The sequence below is a fragment of the Lentzea sp. NPDC036955 genome (assembly GCF_055608005.1).
On the sequence record NZ_JBVJRC010000007.1, the window covers coordinates 199,262 to 216,053 of the forward strand.

The following is a 16,792-nucleotide window of genomic DNA, read 5'->3' on the forward strand; positions in this document are numbered from 1 at the left end:
CTCCGGTCCATGGTGGAGATCCCCTACGGCAAGCGCATGCGGCCGCGGTACTGGCGGTTCCTGATCATCACGGCGGTCGGCATGGCGCTCGTCGCGTTCGCACTCGACGTGTGGTGGCTGCAGGTCGTGCTGCTGCTGGTCGGCGGGCTGAACGTGGTGGTGTGCGTGGGCGCGCTCTACGTGCTGCACAAGCAGCCGCACGCGGTGACGGACGACGAGCTGCGGCTGCGGCAGCTGGGGTTCTTCGACTGGCGCATCCCGACGGAGGACCTGGCGACCGCGGAGGTCGCCGAGCGCGGCCACAAGGGTCAGCGCACCGTCGAGGTGGTCGGTGACGCCGTCGTCATCCATTCGCTGACCAGGACGAACGTGTCGGTGCCGTTCCGCGGGCCGCAGCTGGTCGACCTCGGCAAGACCGGGGCGAAGCAGGTGGAGCGGGTCGAGTTCTGGGCGGACGACCCGGAGCGGGCCGTCCGCGAGATCAACGCCCGGCTCACCTAGGTTCCCAGCGCTCCAGGTTCCACCAGGGACCCCAGGACAGGGCTCCGTAGGAGTTCGGGTCGACGACGGGCTGGTAGCCGGTCCACGAGTCGCGCAGCACGTAGGCGTGCTCGGGGAACACCAGCACCGCCATCGTCGGCACGGCCGCGTAGGCCTGCTGGAACAGCTTGTAGGCCACGGCGCGCTGGGCCGGGTCGACCAGTTTGCGGCCGTTCTCCAGCGCCACGTCCGCGGCCGGGCTGCCCTGGCCTCGCAGTCCGTGCAGCATCAGGTCGGGGTCGAACGGCGAGCCCTCGCCGGACAGCAGCGCGTCCTGGCCGACGCGCGGGCGGATCGCCTCCCACGACAGGCCGGCGAGCTGCACGTCCACGCCCACGGCCTTCGCGTCGGCGGCGAACGCGGTGGCGAGGTCGGCGCGCAGGTCGTCGCCCAGCGGGTACATCAGGGTGAAGCGGGCGGCGACGCCTTCGCGGACCCGGATGCCGTCCGGTCCCGGCAGCCAGCCGCCGGCGTCGAGCTGGCGCGCGGCCTCCGCCTTGTCGTAGCGGAACTTCACCGTCGGGTCGAAGTCCTCGGCCAGCGCGTCCGGCACCGGCGTGAAGCCCACGGTGCCCTTGCCGTCGAGGAGGCTGTCGATCATGCCCTGGCGGTTGACCGCGTAGTTCAGCGCGAGGCGGATGGCGGCGTTGCCGGTGACGGGGTGCGCGGCGGGCAGCGCGACGGCCCGGTAGTCGGCGCTGCGGTGGTAGCGGACCTGGAGGCCGGACCGGTTGGGGAAGGTGGCGGCGAGCTTGGGCGGCAGCACGGTGCCGTCGAACTCGCCGTCCTGCATGCGGCGGGCGCGCTGGTTGTCGTCGGTGACGAACACGACGGTCAGCTTCTTCACCTTGGGCGCGCCGCCGAAGTAGTCCTCGTTGGCCGTCAGCAGCAGCCGGTCGCCCTTCTTCCAGTCGACGACCTTGTACGGGCCGGTGCCGACCGGCTGCCCGCTCGGGTTCGCCTGCTCGCTCGGCAGGACGCCGAGCACGAGCAGGTGCGGGAACGCGGCGTGCTGCTGGTTCAGCTGGAACCGCACCGTGGACGGGTCGAGCTGGTCGACGCCCTTCAGCGTGGCGAACCGGTCCTTGACCTGGCTCTGCAACGCGGCGGTGTAGGTGGCGACGACGTCCTCGGCGCCGAACGTGCTGCCGTCGGTGAACTTCACGTCCCCGCGCAGCTTCACCGTCCAGCTCAGGCCGTCCGGCGCCGGCTGCGGCAGGTCGGCGGCCAGCTGCGGGGAGAGCGACCCGTCCTGGCGGTGCTCGACCAGCCCGTCGTAGATCTTCGACACGCCCTGCGCGCCGTAGCCGAGCAGCGGGTTCAGCGTCGTCGGTTCGTCGCGGTCGGCGAGCACGATCGACGTGCCGACGCCACCACCGTCCGGGTTGGGCGCGGCGGTCTCGGTGCAGCCCGCGACGGCCAGCAGCACGACGAGGAGCAGTGGGTAACGCGACACAGTCCGCGACCCTACAGTGGTCCTCATGCGCATCGCCGTGAGTCAGCTCAGCTCCACCACCGACCCCCGGTCCAACCTGGAACTCGTCCGCGACGCGGTGCGCAGGGCCGACGGCGCGCGGGTGGTCCTGCTGCCCGAGGCGACGATGTGCCGCTTCGGCGTGCCGCTGGGCCCGGTCGCGGAACCGCTGGACGGCCCGTGGGCCTCGGCGGTGCGGGAGATCGCCGTGGAGCACGGCGTCGTGGTGGTGGCGGGCATGTTCACGCCCTCCGGTGACCGCGTGGCCAACACCACGCTGGTGACCGGCGCGGACGTGCACCTGGGCTACGACAAGATCCACCTGTTCGACGCCTTCGGCTTCCAGGAGTCGCGCACGGTCGCGCCCGGCTCGGACGTGGTGACGTTCGAGCTCGACGGGGTGACCCTGGGCGTGGCGACCTGCTACGACGTCCGCTTCCCCGCGTTGTTCACCGCACTGGCGGACAAGGGCGCGTCAGCGGTGCTGCTGGGCGCGTCGTGGGGCGCAGGCCCCGGCAAGAAGGAGCAGTGGGAGCTCCTGGTGCGAGCGCGCGCGTTGGACTGCACGTCGTTCGTCGTGGCGTGCGGCCAGGCCTACCCCGGCGACCTGGGCTCGTCCGCGCCGACCGGCATCGGGTACTCGACGGTGGCGGACCCGTTCGGCAACGTCGTGGCGCAGCTGTCCGACCGGCCGGAGGTGGCGGTGGTCGACCTGGACGTGGCGGCGGTCGCGCAGGCGCGGGAGGTCCTGCCCGTGCTGGCCAACCGGCGGCTGGGGTGAGCCGAACCCCGGCGGTTCGTGGGCTGAAGCCTTGAGGGCCACTTGCGTTAAGTTCCTCACGTGGCCCTCCCACACGACCAGGCACGGCAGCGGTTCACCGATGCGCGAGTCGCACGCTTGGCGACAGCCGACGCGCAGGCGGCTCCTCACCTCGTGCCCGTGACCTTCGCGGTCCACGAAGACGTGGTCGTGTTCGCCGTCGACCACAAGCCGAAGAGCACGCTGAGCTTGAAACGGCTGAGCAACATCCGGGAGAACCCGCGGGTGTCGCTGCTCGCGGACGAGTACGACGAGGACTGGACGCAGCTGTGGTGGGTCCGGGCTGACGGCGTTGCGCGCGTGGTGATCGACGCCGAGGAGCGGCGTCACCCGCTGGAGTGGTTGTGCGACAAGTACCCGCAGTACCGCGAAAGGGTTCCGGCCGGCCCGGTGGTGGTGGTCGAGGTGCAGACGTGGCGTGGCTGGTCGTTCAAGCCGTGAGCCGTCACTACCCCGCCCGGAAGCGAACGAGGGAGTTCACCGCATGAACCCGACGCCGCCGTTCCGGCGCATCGCGGAGACGCTTCGGCGCGACATCCTCGGCGGTGCGTTGGAGTCCGGTGCACAACTGCCCTCGGAGAACGAGCTGGCCGAGCGGCACCAGACCACCCGCACCACGGTTCGCAAGGCGATCGCCCTTCTCCGGTCGGAGGGGCTGGTGACGTCGGAGCAGGGCAGAGGGATCTTCGTCCGTCCGCGTCCACACCTGAAGATGGTGCTGACCGGTTCGAACTGGCGCGCTCACCGCGGCAGCGGGACGAGCAACTTCAACGCGGAGGCCGAGAACCAGGGCAGGACGGCGACTCAGCAGCTCCTCGCTGTCGAGGAAACGGCGGCGCCACCGGAGATCGCCGGGCGTCTCGGCATTCCGGCGCACACACCGGTCATCGTCCAGCTCGCCTACGATGATCCGCTCATTCGCTGGGTCGTCGCCACCGCGTTGATCCGGGAACTGCGCGGTTGCCGCTTCCAGCCGATCGCTTGACCTCGGGCTAGGTCGAGCCCCCAGGATCAGGGACATGACCCTCCCCGAACTGCCCGCGTTCGTCCGCGGCCGCACCCACCTCGACGGTTACGCGCTCTACCGCTCCGGCGGATCGAACGACCCCACCAGGGAGGTCGGCTGCGTCGTGCTCGTCACCGTCGACACCGAGGACGAGGCCACCGCACGGGCGTGGGTCGACTCGGTGTTCACCGCCCTCGCCAGCGACCCGGACCCGCACCCCGGCGGGATCTCCGCCGCCTTCCACATCCGCGCGGACGGCAAGCGGGTCGTCAACTACGCGGAGTGGGTCAGCGCCGAGGACCACCTCGACGCCCTCTCCGCCAGGGGGAACGGGGTCGGCTCGCCGACCGCGGACTGGCGCCGGGTGCAGAACTTTCCCGGCGTCCAGCACGTGGGCGTGCGGCGGTACCGGCCGTCAGCGCAGGTCCAGGCCGAGGTCGAGTGACGGGGACGAGTGCGTGAGGCCGCCGACGGCGAGGTAGTCGACGCCGGTCTCGGCGTAGCGGCGGGCCACGTCGAGGGTGAGGCCGCCGGACGCCTCCAGCTTCACCCCGGCGGGCCTGCGGGCCACGGCCTGCGCGCACTGCTCGGGGGTGAAGTTGTCGAGCAGCACCAGTTCCGCGCCCTCGGCGATGGCCTCGTCGAGCTGCGCGAGGCTGTCGACCTCCACCTCCATCAGCAGGTCGGGGGCGTGTTCGCGGGCCGCGCGGATGGCGGCGCCGACCGAACCGGCCGCGGCGACGTGGTTGTCCTTGATGAGGACCGCGTCGCCGAGGCCCATGCGGTGGTTCACGCCGCCGCCGCAGCGGACCGCGTACTTCTGCAGCAACCGCAGGCCCGGCAACGTCTTGCGGCTGTCGCGGATGGCGGCACCGGTGCCCTCGACCGCCGCCACCCAGCGCGCGGTCTGCGTCGCGATGCCGGAGAGGTGGCAGACCAGGTTCAGCGCGGTGCGTTCCACGGTGAGCAGGCCGCGGGCCGGGCCGGTCAGCACCAGCGCGGGCTCGCCGGGCACCGCCTTGTCGCCGTCGGTGGCCTCGGAGAGCACCTCGACCTCGGGCAGGTAGCGCTGGAACGCCGCCCGCGCAACGGGAACGCCGCACAGCACGCCGGCCGCGCGCGGGGTGATCTCCGCGGTCGCGACGGCCTTCTCCGGCACGGTCGCGAGCGTCGTGGCGTCCAGGCCGTAGCGGAGGTCCTCCTCCAGCGCGAGCTGGATGACCCGGTTCGCGTCGTCCCAGTCGAACTCGGTGGTCATGCGACAACCTCCGCCAGCACGGGGTGGGTCAGGACGGGGTCGGCCAGCACGGGCTGGCCGCTCGGGGTGAGCCGGACGAGCTGGCTGCGCCGCCACGCGTCGGACCGCTCGGTGAAGTCCGTGCGCACGTGGCAGCCGCGCGACTCGGTGCGTTCCTGGGCCGCCGCGATCAACGCGCGGGCGGCCGTGGTCAGCGCCGCGTCCTCGACGAGCTCGCGCGACTCCAGCTGCTTGTCCACGGTGGACACGTCGAGCGCCGAGCCGACGACGGCCAGGCCTTCCGCGTCACGGCCGATCGCGGCGTAGCGCGACATGACGCGCTGCAGCAGGTCGCGGTCCGCCACGGGAGCGGTCGGCAGCGAAGGCTCGGCCGCGCGTGCCGGGGCGATCAGCTTCAGGGCCAGGTCCGACGCCACGGCCTCGGCGGCACGGGTGCCGCACACCAGGCCTTCGAGCAGGCTGTTGGACGCCAGCCGGTTCGCGCCGTGCAGACCGGTGCGGGCGACCTCGCCGACCGCGTACAGACCGGTCACGCCGGTGCGGCCGTCGACCGTGGAGACCACGCCGCCGCAGGCGAAGTGGGCCGCAGGGGCGACGGGGATCGGGTCCACGGCCGGGTCGATCCCGACCGAGGTGCAGGCCGCGTGCACGGTCGGGAAGCGCGAAGCCATGTCGTGCAACGAGGTCGCGTCCAGGAACACGTGGTCGTCGACGCCACCGGGCCCACCGGCCATGTGCCGGGTGATCGCCGCCGCCACGACGTCGCGCGGGGCGAGGTCTTCGAGCGGGTGCACGCCCTTCATCACGCGCGCGCCCGTCGCGTCGACCAGCACGGCACCCTCGCCGCGCACGGCCTCGGTGACGAGCGGGCACCGGCCACGCGCGCCCCGGCCCGTGTACAGCACGGTCGGGTGGAACTGGATGAACTCCACGTCCGCCGCCAGCGCACCGGCCCGCAGCGCCAGCGCGAGGCCGTCGCCCGTGGCCACGGACGGGTTCGAGGTCGCCTGGTACATCTGCCCGAGGCCACCGGTCGCGAGCAGCACGGCGGGCGCGGTCAGCACACCGGGCACGCCGTTGCCGTCGAGCACCAGCAGACCGCCGACCGCGCCGAGCGGCGTCTTCACCGCGTCGACGGCGACGTGGTTCTCCAGCAACGGAACCCGTCCGTCCACAGTGGCCTTCAGCAACGCGCGTTCGACCTCGGCACCGGTCGCGTCGCCACCGGCGTGCACGACCCGGAACGCACTGTGGCCGCCTTCGCGGGTGCGTTCGAGCAGACCGTCGGGCCGCGCGTCGAACAGCGCGCCGCGCTCCCGCAACCGGGCCACGGCCGCGGGTCCGTCCGTGATGATCGCGGCCACGGCGGCGTCGTCGCACAGACCGGCACCGGCCGTCAGCGTGTCGCCGATGTGCCGGGTGACCGAGTCACCGGGGTCGTGCTGGTCCTCCAGCACGACCGCGACACCGCCCTGCGCCCACCGGGTGTTGCCGTCGTCGCCGGCCGCCTTGGTGACGACCAGGACGCGCAGTCCCAGCTCACGCGCCCGCAGCGCGGCGGTCAGGCCCGCCACGCCCGTGCCGACCACGATCAGGTCGGCCCGCGCCTCCCAGCGCGCGGTCATCACTCACCGCCGCCGGGCTGGCCGATCTCGATCATGCGCTGCACGGCGCCCTGGGCCCGCTTCGCGGTCTCCAGGTCCACGTGCACCTCGTCCAGGCCGTCGCGCACGCACCGCAGCAGCGCGGCCGGGGTAATCATCTTCATGTAGGTGCAGGACGCACGGTCGTTGACCGCGCGGAAGTCGATCTCCGGGGCGGCCTTGCGCAGCTGGTGCAGCATGCCGACCTCGGTGGCGACCAGCACCTTGCGGGCGTTGGTCGAGCGCGCGGCGGTGATCATGTCGCCGGTCGAGAGGATCTTGACCTTCTCCGCCGGGACGATGCCCTCACCGCTCAGGTACAGCGCACTGGTCGCGCAGCCGCACTCCGGGTGGATGAACAGGTCCGCGTCCGGGTTGGCGGCGGCGCGCTCGGCCAGCTCCGGGCCGTTGATGCCGGCGTGCACGTGGCACTCGCCCGCCCAGACGTGCAGGTTGTCGCGACCGGTCTCGCGCTTGACGTGCGCGCCCAGGAACTGGTCCGGGCAGAACAGCACCTCGCGGTCGGCGGGGATCGAGCGCACCACGTCGACGGCGTTCGACGACGTGCAGCAGATGTCCGTCTCCGCCTTCACCTCGGCGGTGGTGTTCACATAGGACACCACGACGGCACCGGGGTGCTGCGCCTTCCACTCGCGCAGCTGCGCACCGGTGATCGAGTCGGCGAGCGAGCAGCCCGCGCGCTCGTCCGGGATCAGCACGGTCTTCTCCGGCGACAGGATCTTCGCGGTCTCGGCCATGAAGTGCACGCCGCAGAAGATGATGGTCTGCGCGTCGGACTGCGCGGCGATGCGGGACAACGCGAGCGAGTCGCCGGTGTGGTGGGCGATGTCCTGGATCTCGGGCAGCTGGTAGTTGTGCGCCAGGATGACGGCGTCCCGCTCCTCGGCGAGCCGCAGCACCTCGTCCCGCCACGCGGCGTTCGGCTCGACTCCGCCGTACACACCCGAAGCGGTTCGCTCCACGGTTGCGGTAGCGACCATCACTGCCTCCTCGATCCGGGGTTTTCGCCTATTGGTCGAAAACGTGGCCGATAGTATCAGCCGGGTGGCAGGTGTGGGGCACGAAGTTCTGGCAGCCGTGCTGCGGGTGAGAGGTGCGTCACTCCAGGTCATGCTGTGGGAACGCGCGCGGGAGCCGCACGCTCACCGCTGGTCGCTGCCCGGTGGCGGTCTGCGGGTGGACGAGGACGTGGAGTCGTCGATCCGCCGCCAGCTCGCGGAGAAGGTCGACGCGCGACAGTTGTCTCACGTGGAGCAGCTGGCCGTCTTCAGCGCCCCCGGCCGCGTTCCCGGTCCCCGCGTGGTGGCGACGGCGTTCCTCGGCCTGGTCCCCTCCGACGTCGACCCGGAGGTGCCGGCGGACACGGCGTGGCACTGCGTGGAATCGCTGCCGCTCATGGCGTTCGACCACTCCGCGATCGTGCACCGGGCCCGCCACCGGCTCGCCTCGAAGCTGTCGTACACGAACCTCGGCTTCGCGCTGGCGCCACCGGAGTTCACCATCTCCCTGCTGCGCGACCACTACTCCGCGGCACTCGGTTACCGGGTCTCCGCAACGAACCTGCAGCGCGTGCTGTCGCGCCGCCTGCTGCTCGAACCGACCGGCGGCACCGCACCGCCCGGACCGTCCGGCGGCCGCCCCGCCGCGCTGTTCCGGTTCAGCGCAAGGGGAATCAAAGTCACCGATCCGTTCGCCGTGCTGAGACCGCCGGGATCCGGCCGTCCAGCAGGCGGGGGTGGCACCCCGTAACGTTGCACGCGTGGCCGAGACGCTCCCCCTGTTCCCCCTGGGCACCGTGCTGTTGCCCGGTGCGTCTTTGCCGTTGCACATCTTCGAGCCGCGCTACCGCCAGCTCGTCGTGGACCTGATGACCGGCACCCTGTTCGGCCGCACCTTCGGCGTGGTCTGCATCAAGGAGGGCTGGGAGGTCGGCGCCGACAACGTCCGCTCCCTGCAGGACATCGGCTGCTCGGCGGACCTGCTCGACGCCCGCCCGCTGCCGGAGGGCCGCTTCGACATCGTCACGCGCGGGGTGCGCCGCTTCCGCCTGCTCGACGTCGACACCACCACCGCCCCGTACCTGCTCGGCAGCGTCGAGTACCTCGACGACGTCCCGGTGCCCGAGGCGGCGCTGGAGGTCGTGCCGATCCTGGAACGCGGGGCCCGCGCCGCCCACGAGCGCTACTGCGGCGCCGCCTGGCACCGCGAGGACTGGTCGGCCCCGGCCGCGGACGTGGAGCTGGGCGCGTTGTCGTACCTGCTCGCCGCCGACTGCCTGCTGCCGGTCGACGACCGCCAGCGGCTGCTGGAGGAGACGTCGCCGGCGCGGCGGCTGCGGCTGGTGCGCCGGATGCTGCACCGGGAGACCGGGATCTTCAGCGCGCTGAAGGCGGTTCCGGTGCCGTTGACCGAGTTCGGCCACGTGCCGAACCCGAACTGACCGCCCGGCATCTGCAAGTACCACCAACCCGACATCAACAGGCTCGTAACTACCTCCAACTGGTTCGGCGCGCGCCGAACCAGTTGGAGGTGCTCAGCGACGGTTTGATCAAGAGTTGGTGGTACTTGCAGATGCCGGAGAAGCAGGGTGGGAGCGCCGGAGGGATCGTTGGATTGTGGTCTTGTGGGATTGTTGAACAATCCTTACAGTGAGGGCCACATCACACCCCACCACTCCTCCACCACGCTGCGAGGTGTCCCATGAGCACGACCACGACCGAGGAGACAGGGCGCGCTGCCTGGTTCCGCAGTCTCGGCGCGAAGGGCAAGCGCGCCTTCATCGGTGCGTTCGGCGGGTACGGGCTGGACTCCTACGACTACTGGGTCCTGCCGCTGAGCCTGGTCGCGATCACCGGCTACTTCGGCCTCACCAAGGCCGAGGCCGGGTTGCTGGGCACCAGCACGTTGCTGATGAGCGCCGTCGGCGGCGCGGTGGCCGGGGTGATGGCCGACCGGTTCGGGCGGGCGAAGACGCTGGTCATCACGGTGGTGGCGTACGCGTTCTTCACCGTGCTGTGCGGCTTCGCGACGAACTACGAGACGTTGCTGGTGTTCCGGGCGTTGCAGGGCCTCGGGTTCGGCGGTGAGTGGGCGGCCGGGGCGATCCTCGTGGCCGAGTACTGCAAGCCGAAGTACCGCGGCCGCACGGTGGCGTTCGTCCAGAGCGCGTGGGCGGTCGGCTGGGGGCTCGCGGTCGTCGTGAACGCGCTGGTCAGCTCGCTCGCGGACCCGAGCTGGTCGTGGCGGGTCATGTTCTGGACCGGCGCGCTGCCCGCGGTCCTCGTCTTCTACGTGCGGCGCAACGTCGACGACGCCCCCGAGGTCGCGGCGCAGCCCCGGCCGCGCGGTACGTTCCCGCAGATCTTCCGGGGGCCGATCCTCAAGACCACGCTGTTCGCCGCGCTGCTCGCGACCGGTGTGCAGGGCGGTTACTACACGCTCGCCACGTGGCTGCCGGCGTTCCTGCAGACCGGGCGCGGGCTCACGGTCATCGGCACCGGCGGGTACCTCGCGTTCCTCATCACCGGCGCGTGGATCGGGTACGTGTGCGGCGGCTACCTCACGGACCGCCTGGGGCGCAAGAAGACCTTCGTGCTCTTCGCGGTCGCCAGCGCGTTGCTGATCGTGGCCTACACGCAGATCCCCAACGGTGCCAACACGTTGGTCATGTTCCTGGGCTTCCCGCTCGGGTTCTGCATGAGCGCGATCTTCAGCGGGTTCGGCAGCTACCTGTCCGAGCTCTACCCCACGCGGCTGCGCGGCACCGGCCAGGGCTTCACCTACAACTTCGGGCGCGCGTTCGGCGCGGTGTTCCCCGGTCTCGTCGGGTTCATGGCCGACCGGCTGGGCATCGGCGGTGCGATGCTGTTCGGAGCGGCCGCCTACGGGATCGCGGTCGTGGCGCTCATCTGGTTGCCCGAGACGGTGAACGAGGAGCTGGGATGACGACGGCGGGCAAGGCACCGGGACTCGCGCAGGCCAACCTGATCGCCGTTCCCAGGGACTGGGCCTACGACTTCCTCCTCTTCACCCACCGCAACCCCAAGCCGTGCCCCGTGCTCGACGTCCTCGACGCGGGCGAGACGGTCAGCTCGCTCAAGCCGGACGCGGACGTGCGGACCCACGTGCCGCGCTACCGGGTCTGGGAGCACGGCGAGCTGGTGGCGGAACCGGAGAACGCGACCGGGCACTGGCGCGCCGACCTGGTGACGTTCCTGATCGGCTGCAGCTTCACGTTCGAGACGGCGCTGAAGAGCGCGGGCGTGCCGCTGCGGCACGTCGAGCAGGGCCGCAACGTCGCCATGTTCGTCACGGACCTCCAGTGCCGGCCGGCCGGACGGCTGCACGGGCCGATGGTCGTGTCGATGCGGTGGGTGCCGGAGTCCCTTGTGGACATCGCGCACAAGGTCACCGCGCTGATGCCGTCGGTGCACGGGGCCCCGGTGGGCACCGGCGACCCGCGCATGCTCGGCATCGAGGACGTGCACGCGCCCGACTTCGGCGACGCGGTGGAGCCGGAACCCGGTGACGTGCCGGTGTTCTGGGCGTGCGGCGTGACCCCGCAGGCGGTGCTGATGCGGTCGCGGCCGCCGTTCGCGATCACGCACGCGCCGGGGCAGATGTTCGTGACCGACATGCCGGACTTCGCCTACCGCGTCGGGTAGGCAGCCGGGGAGGGTGGCGCCTCAGCCGAGGCGCCGCCCCAGGTCGTCCAGGCCGTTCCAGGCCGCGCAGCAGCCGTAGGTCAGCGCCGCCGCCAACGGCCACGCGAGAACTCCCCACCACGTCTCCAACTGCGGCGCGAACTGCACGACGTCGTAGGGCTGGGCGGTGGCCGGCTGCGGGTACATGCCCTCCACGGTCTTGGTGCCCTGCCACTGCATCAGCGCCGCCGCGCCCAGCGAACCCAGCGTCATCGCGAACATCACGACCGGTCCGCGGCGCTGGCGCAGCATCCAGACCGCGATGCCGGTGACGGTGCCCGCGCCGAGACCGATGACGACGAACACCATCAGCGCGTCCAGCCGGTGGTAGCTCTCCACCCCGAACGGCTGGAAGCCGACACCCTCCTGCGGGGAGGCGACCTTCGTCTGCGGCGGGGCGAGCCACGCCCACAGGAACGCGGCCACCATGCCGAAGACGGACGTCGTCAGCAGCACCGACAGCCCCGGCAGCAGGTCGCGCTTCACGACGACCTTCGGCCGCGGCCGGACGTAGTGGTAGACGTACGGCGGCTCCGGCACGGGTTCGATGCGCACCGGCGCTGCGATGTCGTCCATGTCGCGGAAGGTTACTACCGAGCCGACGTCGTCTCGCCGTGACGGCTGCAGCGCGCCGTCCAGCCGTCCGGGGTCACCTGGACGACCATCCGGCGGGCGCACTCGGCGCAGTAGCGCGGCGGGTCGATCAGGGACAGCCGCTGACGGCAGAACGCGTGGTCGCCGTCAGCTTCCTCTTTGCCGCAGAACGAGCAGTACACGGTCGTGACCATCACAGGGTCTGGCTCAGCGCCTTGATGGGCATCGACAGCTCTTCGAGCATGTCGAGGTCCTGTTGCGCCGGGCGGCCGAGGTTCGTCAGGTAGTTGCCGACGATGATCGCGTTGATGCCGCCGAGCATGCCCTGCTTCGCACCCAGGTCGCCGAACGTCAGCTCACGACCGCCGGCGAACCGCAGGATCGTGCGCGGCAGCGCCAGCCGGAACGCGCCGACCGTGCGCAGCGCCTCGGCGCCCTCGACGACCGGGTAGTTCTCGTACGGCGTGCCGGGGTTGGGGATGAGGAAGTTGAGCGGCACCTCGTCCGGTTCCAGCTCCGCGAGCTGCACCGCGAACTCGGCGCGCTGCGCGAGCGTCTCCCCCATGCCGATGATGCCGCCGCAGCAGACCTCCATGCCGGCGGCGCGGATCATCTTCAGCGTGTCCCAGCGCTCCTCCCAGGAGTGCGTGGTCACGACCTCCGGGAAGTGCGAGCGGGCCGTCTCCAGGTTGTGGTTGTAGCGGTGCACGCCCATCGCCACGAGCTCGTCGACCTGCTCCTGCGTGAGCATGCCGAGCGAGCAGGCGATCTGGATGTCGTTGCCGTCGGCGCGGATGGCCTTGATGCCGTCGCGGACCTGCGAGAGCAGCCGCTTGTCCGGGCCGCGCACGGCCGCGACGATGCAGAACTCGGTCGCGCCGGTGTCGCGGGTCTGCCGCGCCGCGCGGACCAGGCCGGGGATGTCGAGCCACGCCGAGCGCACCGGCGAGGGGAACTGGCCGGACTGCGAGCAGAAGTGGCAGTCCTCCGGGCAGCCGCCGGTCTTGAGCGAGACGATGCCCTCGACCTCGACCTCGGGACCGCACCAGCGCTCGCGGACCTCGTGGGCCAGCGCGAGCAGCTCGGGGACGCGGTCGTCGGGGAGCTCGAGCACCCGCAGGACCTGTGCCTCGGACAGGCCGACTCCTCGTTCGAGCACCTGCTCACGAGCCTCGTCGAGCACGTCGATCCGTTCCGGGGCTGCGGTCACTGTCTCTCCTCCTCCTGTGGCCTGGCGTGCACTATGCCGCACTGAATCCTTCATCGTGCAGCGACGTAGGTCACTGGACCGCGAACTGAGCGGCGAACGTGTCCGGGTCGAACGCACCGCCGAACCAGGGCGAGAACGACCTCCTGGCCACCGCCAGGAAGTCCGGGGCGCCGAGCTTCGTCACCCCCTGCGGGAGCGCGCCGAGCAACGGGGCACCGGCCGCTTCCGGCAGGTCCGCGAGGTTCGTGAGGGACGCGAGGTCGGGGTGCGGCGGCCAGCTGCCCACGACGACGCCGATGGCCTCCAGGCCGCGCCGCTGCAACGCCTCGGCGGTCAGCGCGGTCGTGTTGAGCGTGCCGAGCCCAGCTTGGGCGACGACGAGCACCGGTGCGTTCACCGCCCACGCGATGTCGGCCAGGGTCGAACCGCCCTCGTCGAACCGCACGAGCAGCCCGCCGGCTCCTTCGACGAGCACCAGGTCGTGGTCGGCGTCGAGCTCCGTCACGGCCGCGGCGACGTCCTTGGGGTGCACGGTGGCCATGCCGGCGCGTCTGGCGGCGGTGGCCGGCGCCAGCGGGTCGGGGTATCTCGCCAGCTCACGCGTCGTGACGTCGCCCGCCAGCCGCGCCACCTCGGCCACGTCGCCCGGCTCGCCGGGCAGCAGACCGGTCTGCGCGGGCTTGAGCACCGCGACCCGTCTGCCCTCTGCCCTGGCCAGCGCCGCGATGCCCGCGGTGACGGCGGTCTTGCCGACCTCTGTCCCGGTTCCGGTGATCACCAGCACGCTCACAGGCACTCACCTTAGAACTTCACCTACGGTGACGGCATGGCTGATGAACCGATCGTGATGTACGGCGCCGAGTGGTGTGGCGACTGCCGCAGGGCCAAGTCGTGGCTGACCCGCAACAACGTGGCTTTCACCTACGTCGACGTGGAGCACGACGACGAGGCGCGGGACAGGGCCGTCGAGATCTCCGGCCGCAAGAACATCCCCGTCGTGGTGCTGCCGAACGGCGAGTTCCTGGTCGAGCCGTCCGACACTCAGCTGGCCGCCGCGATCACCCCGTGAGCGATCTGCGCGATGTCGTCGTCCGTGCTGATGAACGGCGGCATCGTGTAGACGAGGTCGCGGAACGGCCGCAGCCACACCCCGGCGTCCACCGCGGCCTTCGTGGCCCGTGCCATGTCCACGGGCTCGTGCAGCTGCACGACACCGATGGCTCCCAGCACGCGCACGTCCTTCACACCCGGCAACGCGCGCGCAGGCTCCAGTCCGGCTGACAACCCGGCCGAGATGCGTGCGACCTCACGCTTCCAGTTCTGCGACAGCAGCAGGTCGATCGAGGCCAGTGACACCGCCGAGGCGAGCGGGTTGCCCATGAACGTCGGCCCGTGCGCGAGCACCGGCACCTCGCCCCGGCTGATCCCGTCCGCGACCCGCGGCGTGCACAGCGCGGCGGCCATCGACAGGTACCCGCCGGTCAGCGACTTGCCTACGCACATCACGTCCGGGCTGACGTTCGCGTGGTCGGCGGCGAACAGCTCGCCGGTGCGCCCGAACCCGGTGGCGATCTCGTCGAACACCAGCAGCACGTCGTGCGTGTACGCGAGCTCGCGCAGGACGTGCAGGTAGCGCGGGTCGTGGAAGCGCATCCCACCGGCGCCCTGCACGACCGGCTCGACGATGATCGCGGCCAGCTCGTCCGCGTGCTGCTCGACCACGTCCGCGAGGTGCTGCACGTACGCGGTGTCCAGCTCCGCCGGTGGCGCGTCGGCGAACACCTGCGCCGGCAGGACGCCGCGCCACAGCGAGTGCATCCCGCCCTCGGGGTCGCACACGGACATGGGGGTGAACGTGTCGCCGTGGTACCCGCCGCGCCACGTGAGCAGCCGCCGCTTCTCCGGCCGGTTGCGCGAACGCCAGTACTGCAGGCACATCTTCACGGCGACCTCGACCGCCACCGAACCGGAGTCGCACAGGAACACGTGCTCCAGGTCCGCGGGCGTGATCTCGACGAGCTTCGCGCAGAGCCGGACGGCGGGCTCGTGCGTGAGCCCGCCGAACATCACGTGGCTCATCCGCCCCAGCTGGTCGGTGACGGCCGCGTCCAGGACCGGGTGCCGGTAGCCGTGGATCGCGGCCCACCACGACGACATGCCGTCGACCAGCTCGCGACCGTCGGCGAGCGTGAGCCGGACACCCTCCGCGGACTCGACGAGCAGCGGCTCCTGGGTGCCCGGCATCGGGCCGTACGGGTGCCAGACGTGCGCCTGGTCGAGCTTCAGCAGGTCGTCCACCCGCGTGACATTAGGCGAGCTTGACCGGCAGGGTGAGCAGGCCGCGGATCAGCGTGCTGTCCCGCCACGCCAGGGTCTCCGGCTCCGCCGCCAGCGACAGGTCAGGGAACCGGGCCAGCAGCTGGGTGAGCGCCACGTCGAACTCCAGCCGGGCCAGCGGCGCGCCCAGGCAGAAGTGCAGACCGTGGCCGAACGCCACGTGCCCCTGCGCGGAGCGGGTCACGTCGAGCCGGTCGGGGTTCTCGTACTTGGCCGGGTCCCGGTTGGCGGCGATCAGCGACACCATGACGAGCTCGTCGGCCGGGATCTGCACGCCGCCCAGCTCGATCGGCTCGGTGGTGTAGCGGAAGGTCGCGATGTTGACCGGGCCCTCCAGCCGCAGGAACTCCTCGGCGCTGGCGGGGATCAGCTCCGGCCGGTCCTTCAGGACCTGCAGCTGGTCGGGGTTCTTCAGCAGTGCCAGCACGGCGTTGCCGATGAGGTTGACCGTCGTCTCGTGGCCGGCCACGAGCAGCAGGAACGCCATCGACACGAGCTCTTCGGTGTTGAGCCGGTCACCGGAGTCGTCGGCGTGCACCAGCGCCGAGAAGAACGTGTCGTCCGGTTCGGCGGCACGGGCCTTCTCGACGTGCTGGAACAGGAACTGCGCCATCGCGCCGGCGGCGTGCTGGATCTGCTCGGGCGTGCCGAACGACAGCAGCGTGTTCGACCACCCGCGGAACTCCTCGCGGTTGTCGATCGGGATGCCGAGCAGCTCGCAGATCACCGTGATCGGCAGCGGGAACGCGAACTCCTCCAGCAGGTCCACCTCGTCGCCGTCGTTCATCCGCGCGATGAGCTCTGCCGCGATCTCGTTGACGCGGGGCCGCAGCAGCTCGATGCGGCGTGCGGTGAACGCCTTGGTGACGAGCTTGCGCAACCGGGTGTGGTCCGGCGGGTCCATGTTGAGCATGTGGACCGAGAGCGAGGACTCGAACTCGCCGCGCCGCGCGTCCGGCGGGGTGTGCTTGTCGAAGACGGACCGCCCGACCGTGATGTCCTTGCTGATCCGCGGGTCGGTGAGGGCGATCTTCGCTTCTTCGTGACGGGTCACGAGCCAGACCTTCAGCCCACGGGGCAGGTGGACCTCGTGCACGGGTGCCTCTGCGCGCAGCAGGTCGTGCGCCTCGTGCGGGTTCTGGACGTAGTCGTCGGGCAGCTTGGTGAGTGTTGTCACCCCACCCAG

Annotated in this window: 20 protein-coding genes; 10 read left to right on the forward strand and 10 right to left on the reverse strand. The window is 71.2% G+C overall.

The genetic code is table 11. The features are described from left to right. Positions 1-9: 9 nt before the first annotated feature. A complete protein-coding gene (locus tag ACZ7CF_RS24650; RefSeq protein ID WP_360390413.1) occupies positions 10-501 on the forward strand; it encodes a hypothetical protein in 492 nt (163 codons plus the stop codon). Here ACZ7CF_RS24650 and ACZ7CF_RS24655 read toward each other — a convergent pair. Further along, the gene (locus ACZ7CF_RS24655) at positions 494-1,996 is read right to left on the reverse strand and encodes an ABC transporter substrate-binding protein (protein ID WP_470370681.1); all 1,503 of its coding nucleotides are present in this window, start codon (positions 1,994-1,996) and stop codon (positions 494-496) included. The genes ACZ7CF_RS24650 and ACZ7CF_RS24655 overlap by 8 nt on opposite strands. A gap of 25 nt (positions 1,997-2,021) precedes the next feature. Here ACZ7CF_RS24655 and ACZ7CF_RS24660 point away from each other — a divergent pair, with 25 nt between their 5' ends. From ACZ7CF_RS24660 to ACZ7CF_RS24675, 4 genes are read left to right on the forward strand one after another with little or no spacing between them, the layout of a single operon-like run. Continuing rightward, the gene (locus ACZ7CF_RS24660; RefSeq protein WP_360390418.1) at positions 2,022-2,795 is read left to right on the forward strand and encodes a carbon-nitrogen hydrolase family protein; all 774 of its coding nucleotides are present in this window, start codon (positions 2,022-2,024) and stop codon (positions 2,793-2,795) included. A 60-nt stretch (positions 2,796-2,855) separates the two neighbouring features. Continuing rightward, positions 2,856-3,275 carry a TIGR03668 family PPOX class F420-dependent oxidoreductase gene (locus ACZ7CF_RS24665; RefSeq protein ID WP_470370682.1) on the forward strand — a complete coding sequence of 140 codons (420 nt, stop codon included), beginning with the start codon at positions 2,856-2,858 and terminating at the stop codon, positions 3,273-3,275. A 43-nt stretch (positions 3,276-3,318) separates the two neighbouring features. Then, the gene (locus ACZ7CF_RS24670; RefSeq protein WP_470370683.1) at positions 3,319-3,819 is read left to right on the forward strand and encodes a GntR family transcriptional regulator; all 501 of its coding nucleotides are present in this window, start codon (positions 3,319-3,321) and stop codon (positions 3,817-3,819) included. 34 nt (positions 3,820-3,853) lie between these two features. After that, a complete protein-coding gene (locus ACZ7CF_RS24675) occupies positions 3,854-4,285 on the forward strand; it encodes a hypothetical protein (protein ID WP_470370684.1) in 432 nt (143 codons plus the stop codon). Here the strand turns inward: ACZ7CF_RS24675 and nadC are convergent. The 3 genes from nadC to nadA are packed head-to-tail and all read right to left on the reverse strand — an operon-like array spanning position 4,256 to position 7,742. After that, the gene (gene nadC / locus ACZ7CF_RS24680) at positions 4,256-5,098 is read right to left on the reverse strand and encodes a carboxylating nicotinate-nucleotide diphosphorylase (RefSeq protein WP_360390424.1); all 843 of its coding nucleotides are present in this window, start codon (positions 5,096-5,098) and stop codon (positions 4,256-4,258) included. The genes ACZ7CF_RS24675 and nadC overlap by 30 nt on opposite strands. Next, positions 5,095-6,723, reverse strand: a complete 1,629-nt coding sequence (locus ACZ7CF_RS24685; RefSeq protein WP_458430748.1) for an L-aspartate oxidase — start codon at positions 6,721-6,723, stop codon at positions 5,095-5,097. The genes nadC and ACZ7CF_RS24685 overlap by 4 nt, the downstream gene beginning before the upstream one ends. Continuing rightward, positions 6,723-7,742 (reverse strand): quinolinate synthase NadA, encoded by a 1,020-nt coding sequence (gene nadA / locus ACZ7CF_RS24690; RefSeq protein WP_458430747.1) that lies wholly within the window; start codon positions 7,740-7,742, stop codon positions 6,723-6,725. The genes ACZ7CF_RS24685 and nadA overlap by 1 nt, the downstream gene beginning before the upstream one ends. A gap of 73 nt (positions 7,743-7,815) precedes the next feature. Here nadA and ACZ7CF_RS24695 point away from each other — a divergent pair, with 73 nt between their 5' ends. From ACZ7CF_RS24695 to ACZ7CF_RS24710, 4 genes are all read left to right on the forward strand, one after another. Continuing rightward, positions 7,816-8,511: an NUDIX hydrolase gene (locus ACZ7CF_RS24695; protein ID WP_458430746.1), complete on the forward strand. Its 696-nt coding sequence runs from the start codon at positions 7,816-7,818 to the stop codon at positions 8,509-8,511. A 10-nt stretch (positions 8,512-8,521) separates the two neighbouring features. Continuing rightward, positions 8,522-9,202: an LON peptidase substrate-binding domain-containing protein gene (locus ACZ7CF_RS24700; RefSeq protein WP_360390433.1), complete on the forward strand. Its 681-nt coding sequence runs from the start codon at positions 8,522-8,524 to the stop codon at positions 9,200-9,202. Positions 9,203-9,462: 260 nt separating this feature from the next. Then, entirely contained in the window at positions 9,463-10,707 is a 1,245-nt protein-coding gene (locus tag ACZ7CF_RS24705; RefSeq protein ID WP_470370685.1) for an MFS transporter, read from the forward strand. After that, entirely contained in the window at positions 10,704-11,426 is a 723-nt protein-coding gene (locus tag ACZ7CF_RS24710; RefSeq protein WP_360390439.1) for a putative hydro-lyase, read from the forward strand. The genes ACZ7CF_RS24705 and ACZ7CF_RS24710 overlap by 4 nt, the downstream gene beginning before the upstream one ends. A gap of 21 nt (positions 11,427-11,447) precedes the next feature. Here ACZ7CF_RS24710 and ACZ7CF_RS24715 read toward each other — a convergent pair whose 3' ends face one another. From ACZ7CF_RS24715 to bioD, 4 genes are all read right to left on the reverse strand, one after another. Then, positions 11,448-12,041, reverse strand: coding sequence for a DUF2567 domain-containing protein (locus ACZ7CF_RS24715; RefSeq protein WP_360390441.1), 594 nt, complete (start codon positions 12,039-12,041; stop codon positions 11,448-11,450). Between the two features lie 14 nt (positions 12,042-12,055). Then, positions 12,056-12,253 (reverse strand): biotin synthase auxiliary protein BsaP, encoded by a 198-nt coding sequence (bsaP, locus tag ACZ7CF_RS24720; RefSeq protein ID WP_360390444.1) that lies wholly within the window; start codon positions 12,251-12,253, stop codon positions 12,056-12,058. Continuing rightward, entirely contained in the window at positions 12,253-13,269 is a 1,017-nt protein-coding gene (bioB, locus tag ACZ7CF_RS24725) for a biotin synthase BioB (RefSeq protein WP_360390446.1), read from the reverse strand. The genes bsaP and bioB overlap by 1 nt, the downstream gene beginning before the upstream one ends. A gap of 70 nt (positions 13,270-13,339) precedes the next feature. Continuing rightward, a complete protein-coding gene (bioD, locus tag ACZ7CF_RS24730; RefSeq protein ID WP_360390448.1) occupies positions 13,340-14,059 on the reverse strand; it encodes a dethiobiotin synthase in 720 nt (239 codons plus the stop codon). 36 nt (positions 14,060-14,095) lie between these two features. On the opposite strand from bioD, the gene ACZ7CF_RS24735 reads away from it, so the two are divergent. Next, a complete protein-coding gene (locus tag ACZ7CF_RS24735) occupies positions 14,096-14,338 on the forward strand; it encodes a glutaredoxin family protein (RefSeq protein ID WP_360390450.1) in 243 nt (80 codons plus the stop codon). Here the strand turns inward: ACZ7CF_RS24735 and ACZ7CF_RS24740 are convergent. Next, complete coding sequence (locus ACZ7CF_RS24740) at positions 14,311-15,513, reverse strand: adenosylmethionine--8-amino-7-oxononanoate transaminase (protein ID WP_458434335.1); 1,203 nt, start codon at positions 15,511-15,513, stop codon at positions 14,311-14,313. The two genes, ACZ7CF_RS24735 and ACZ7CF_RS24740, sit on opposite strands and share 28 nt — an antisense overlap. A 64-nt stretch (positions 15,514-15,577) precedes the next feature. Next, complete coding sequence (locus tag ACZ7CF_RS24745) at positions 15,578-16,783, reverse strand: cytochrome P450 family protein (RefSeq protein ID WP_470370686.1); 1,206 nt, start codon at positions 16,781-16,783, stop codon at positions 15,578-15,580. Between the last annotated feature and the right edge of the window lie 9 nt (positions 16,784-16,792).

Bases quoted from the DNA above. Each gene is read 5' to 3' on its own strand.
- ACZ7CF_RS24650 (WP_360390413.1), top strand. From the start codon at position 10: ATGGTGGAGATCCCCTACGGCAAGCGCATGCGGCCGCGGTACTGGCGG.
- ACZ7CF_RS24660 (WP_360390418.1), top strand. From the start codon at position 2,022: ATGCGCATCGCCGTGAGTCAGCTCAGCTCCACCACCGACCCCCGGTCC.
- ACZ7CF_RS24670 (WP_470370683.1), top strand. From the start codon at position 3,319: ATGAACCCGACGCCGCCGTTCCGGCGCATCGCGGAGACGCTTCGGCGC.
- ACZ7CF_RS24675 (WP_470370684.1), top strand. From the start codon at position 3,854: ATGACCCTCCCCGAACTGCCCGCGTTCGTCCGCGGCCGCACCCACCTC.
- nadC (WP_360390424.1), bottom strand. From the start codon at position 5,098: ATGACCACCGAGTTCGACTGGGACGACGCGAACCGGGTCATCCAGCTC.
- ACZ7CF_RS24685 (WP_458430748.1), bottom strand. From the start codon at position 6,723: ATGACCGCGCGCTGGGAGGCGCGGGCCGACCTGATCGTGGTCGGCACG.
- nadA (WP_458430747.1), bottom strand. From the start codon at position 7,742: ATGGTCGCTACCGCAACCGTGGAGCGAACCGCTTCGGGTGTGTACGGC.
- ACZ7CF_RS24705 (WP_470370685.1), top strand. From the start codon at position 9,463: ATGAGCACGACCACGACCGAGGAGACAGGGCGCGCTGCCTGGTTCCGC.
- ACZ7CF_RS24710 (WP_360390439.1), top strand. From the start codon at position 10,704: ATGACGACGGCGGGCAAGGCACCGGGACTCGCGCAGGCCAACCTGATC.
- ACZ7CF_RS24715 (WP_360390441.1), bottom strand. From the start codon at position 12,041: ATGGACGACATCGCAGCGCCGGTGCGCATCGAACCCGTGCCGGAGCCG.
- bsaP (WP_360390444.1), bottom strand. From the start codon at position 12,253: ATGGTCACGACCGTGTACTGCTCGTTCTGCGGCAAAGAGGAAGCTGAC.
- ACZ7CF_RS24735 (WP_360390450.1), top strand. From the start codon at position 14,096: ATGGCTGATGAACCGATCGTGATGTACGGCGCCGAGTGGTGTGGCGAC.
- ACZ7CF_RS24740 (WP_458434335.1), bottom strand. From the start codon at position 15,513: ATGCCGGGCACCCAGGAGCCGCTGCTCGTCGAGTCCGCGGAGGGTGTC.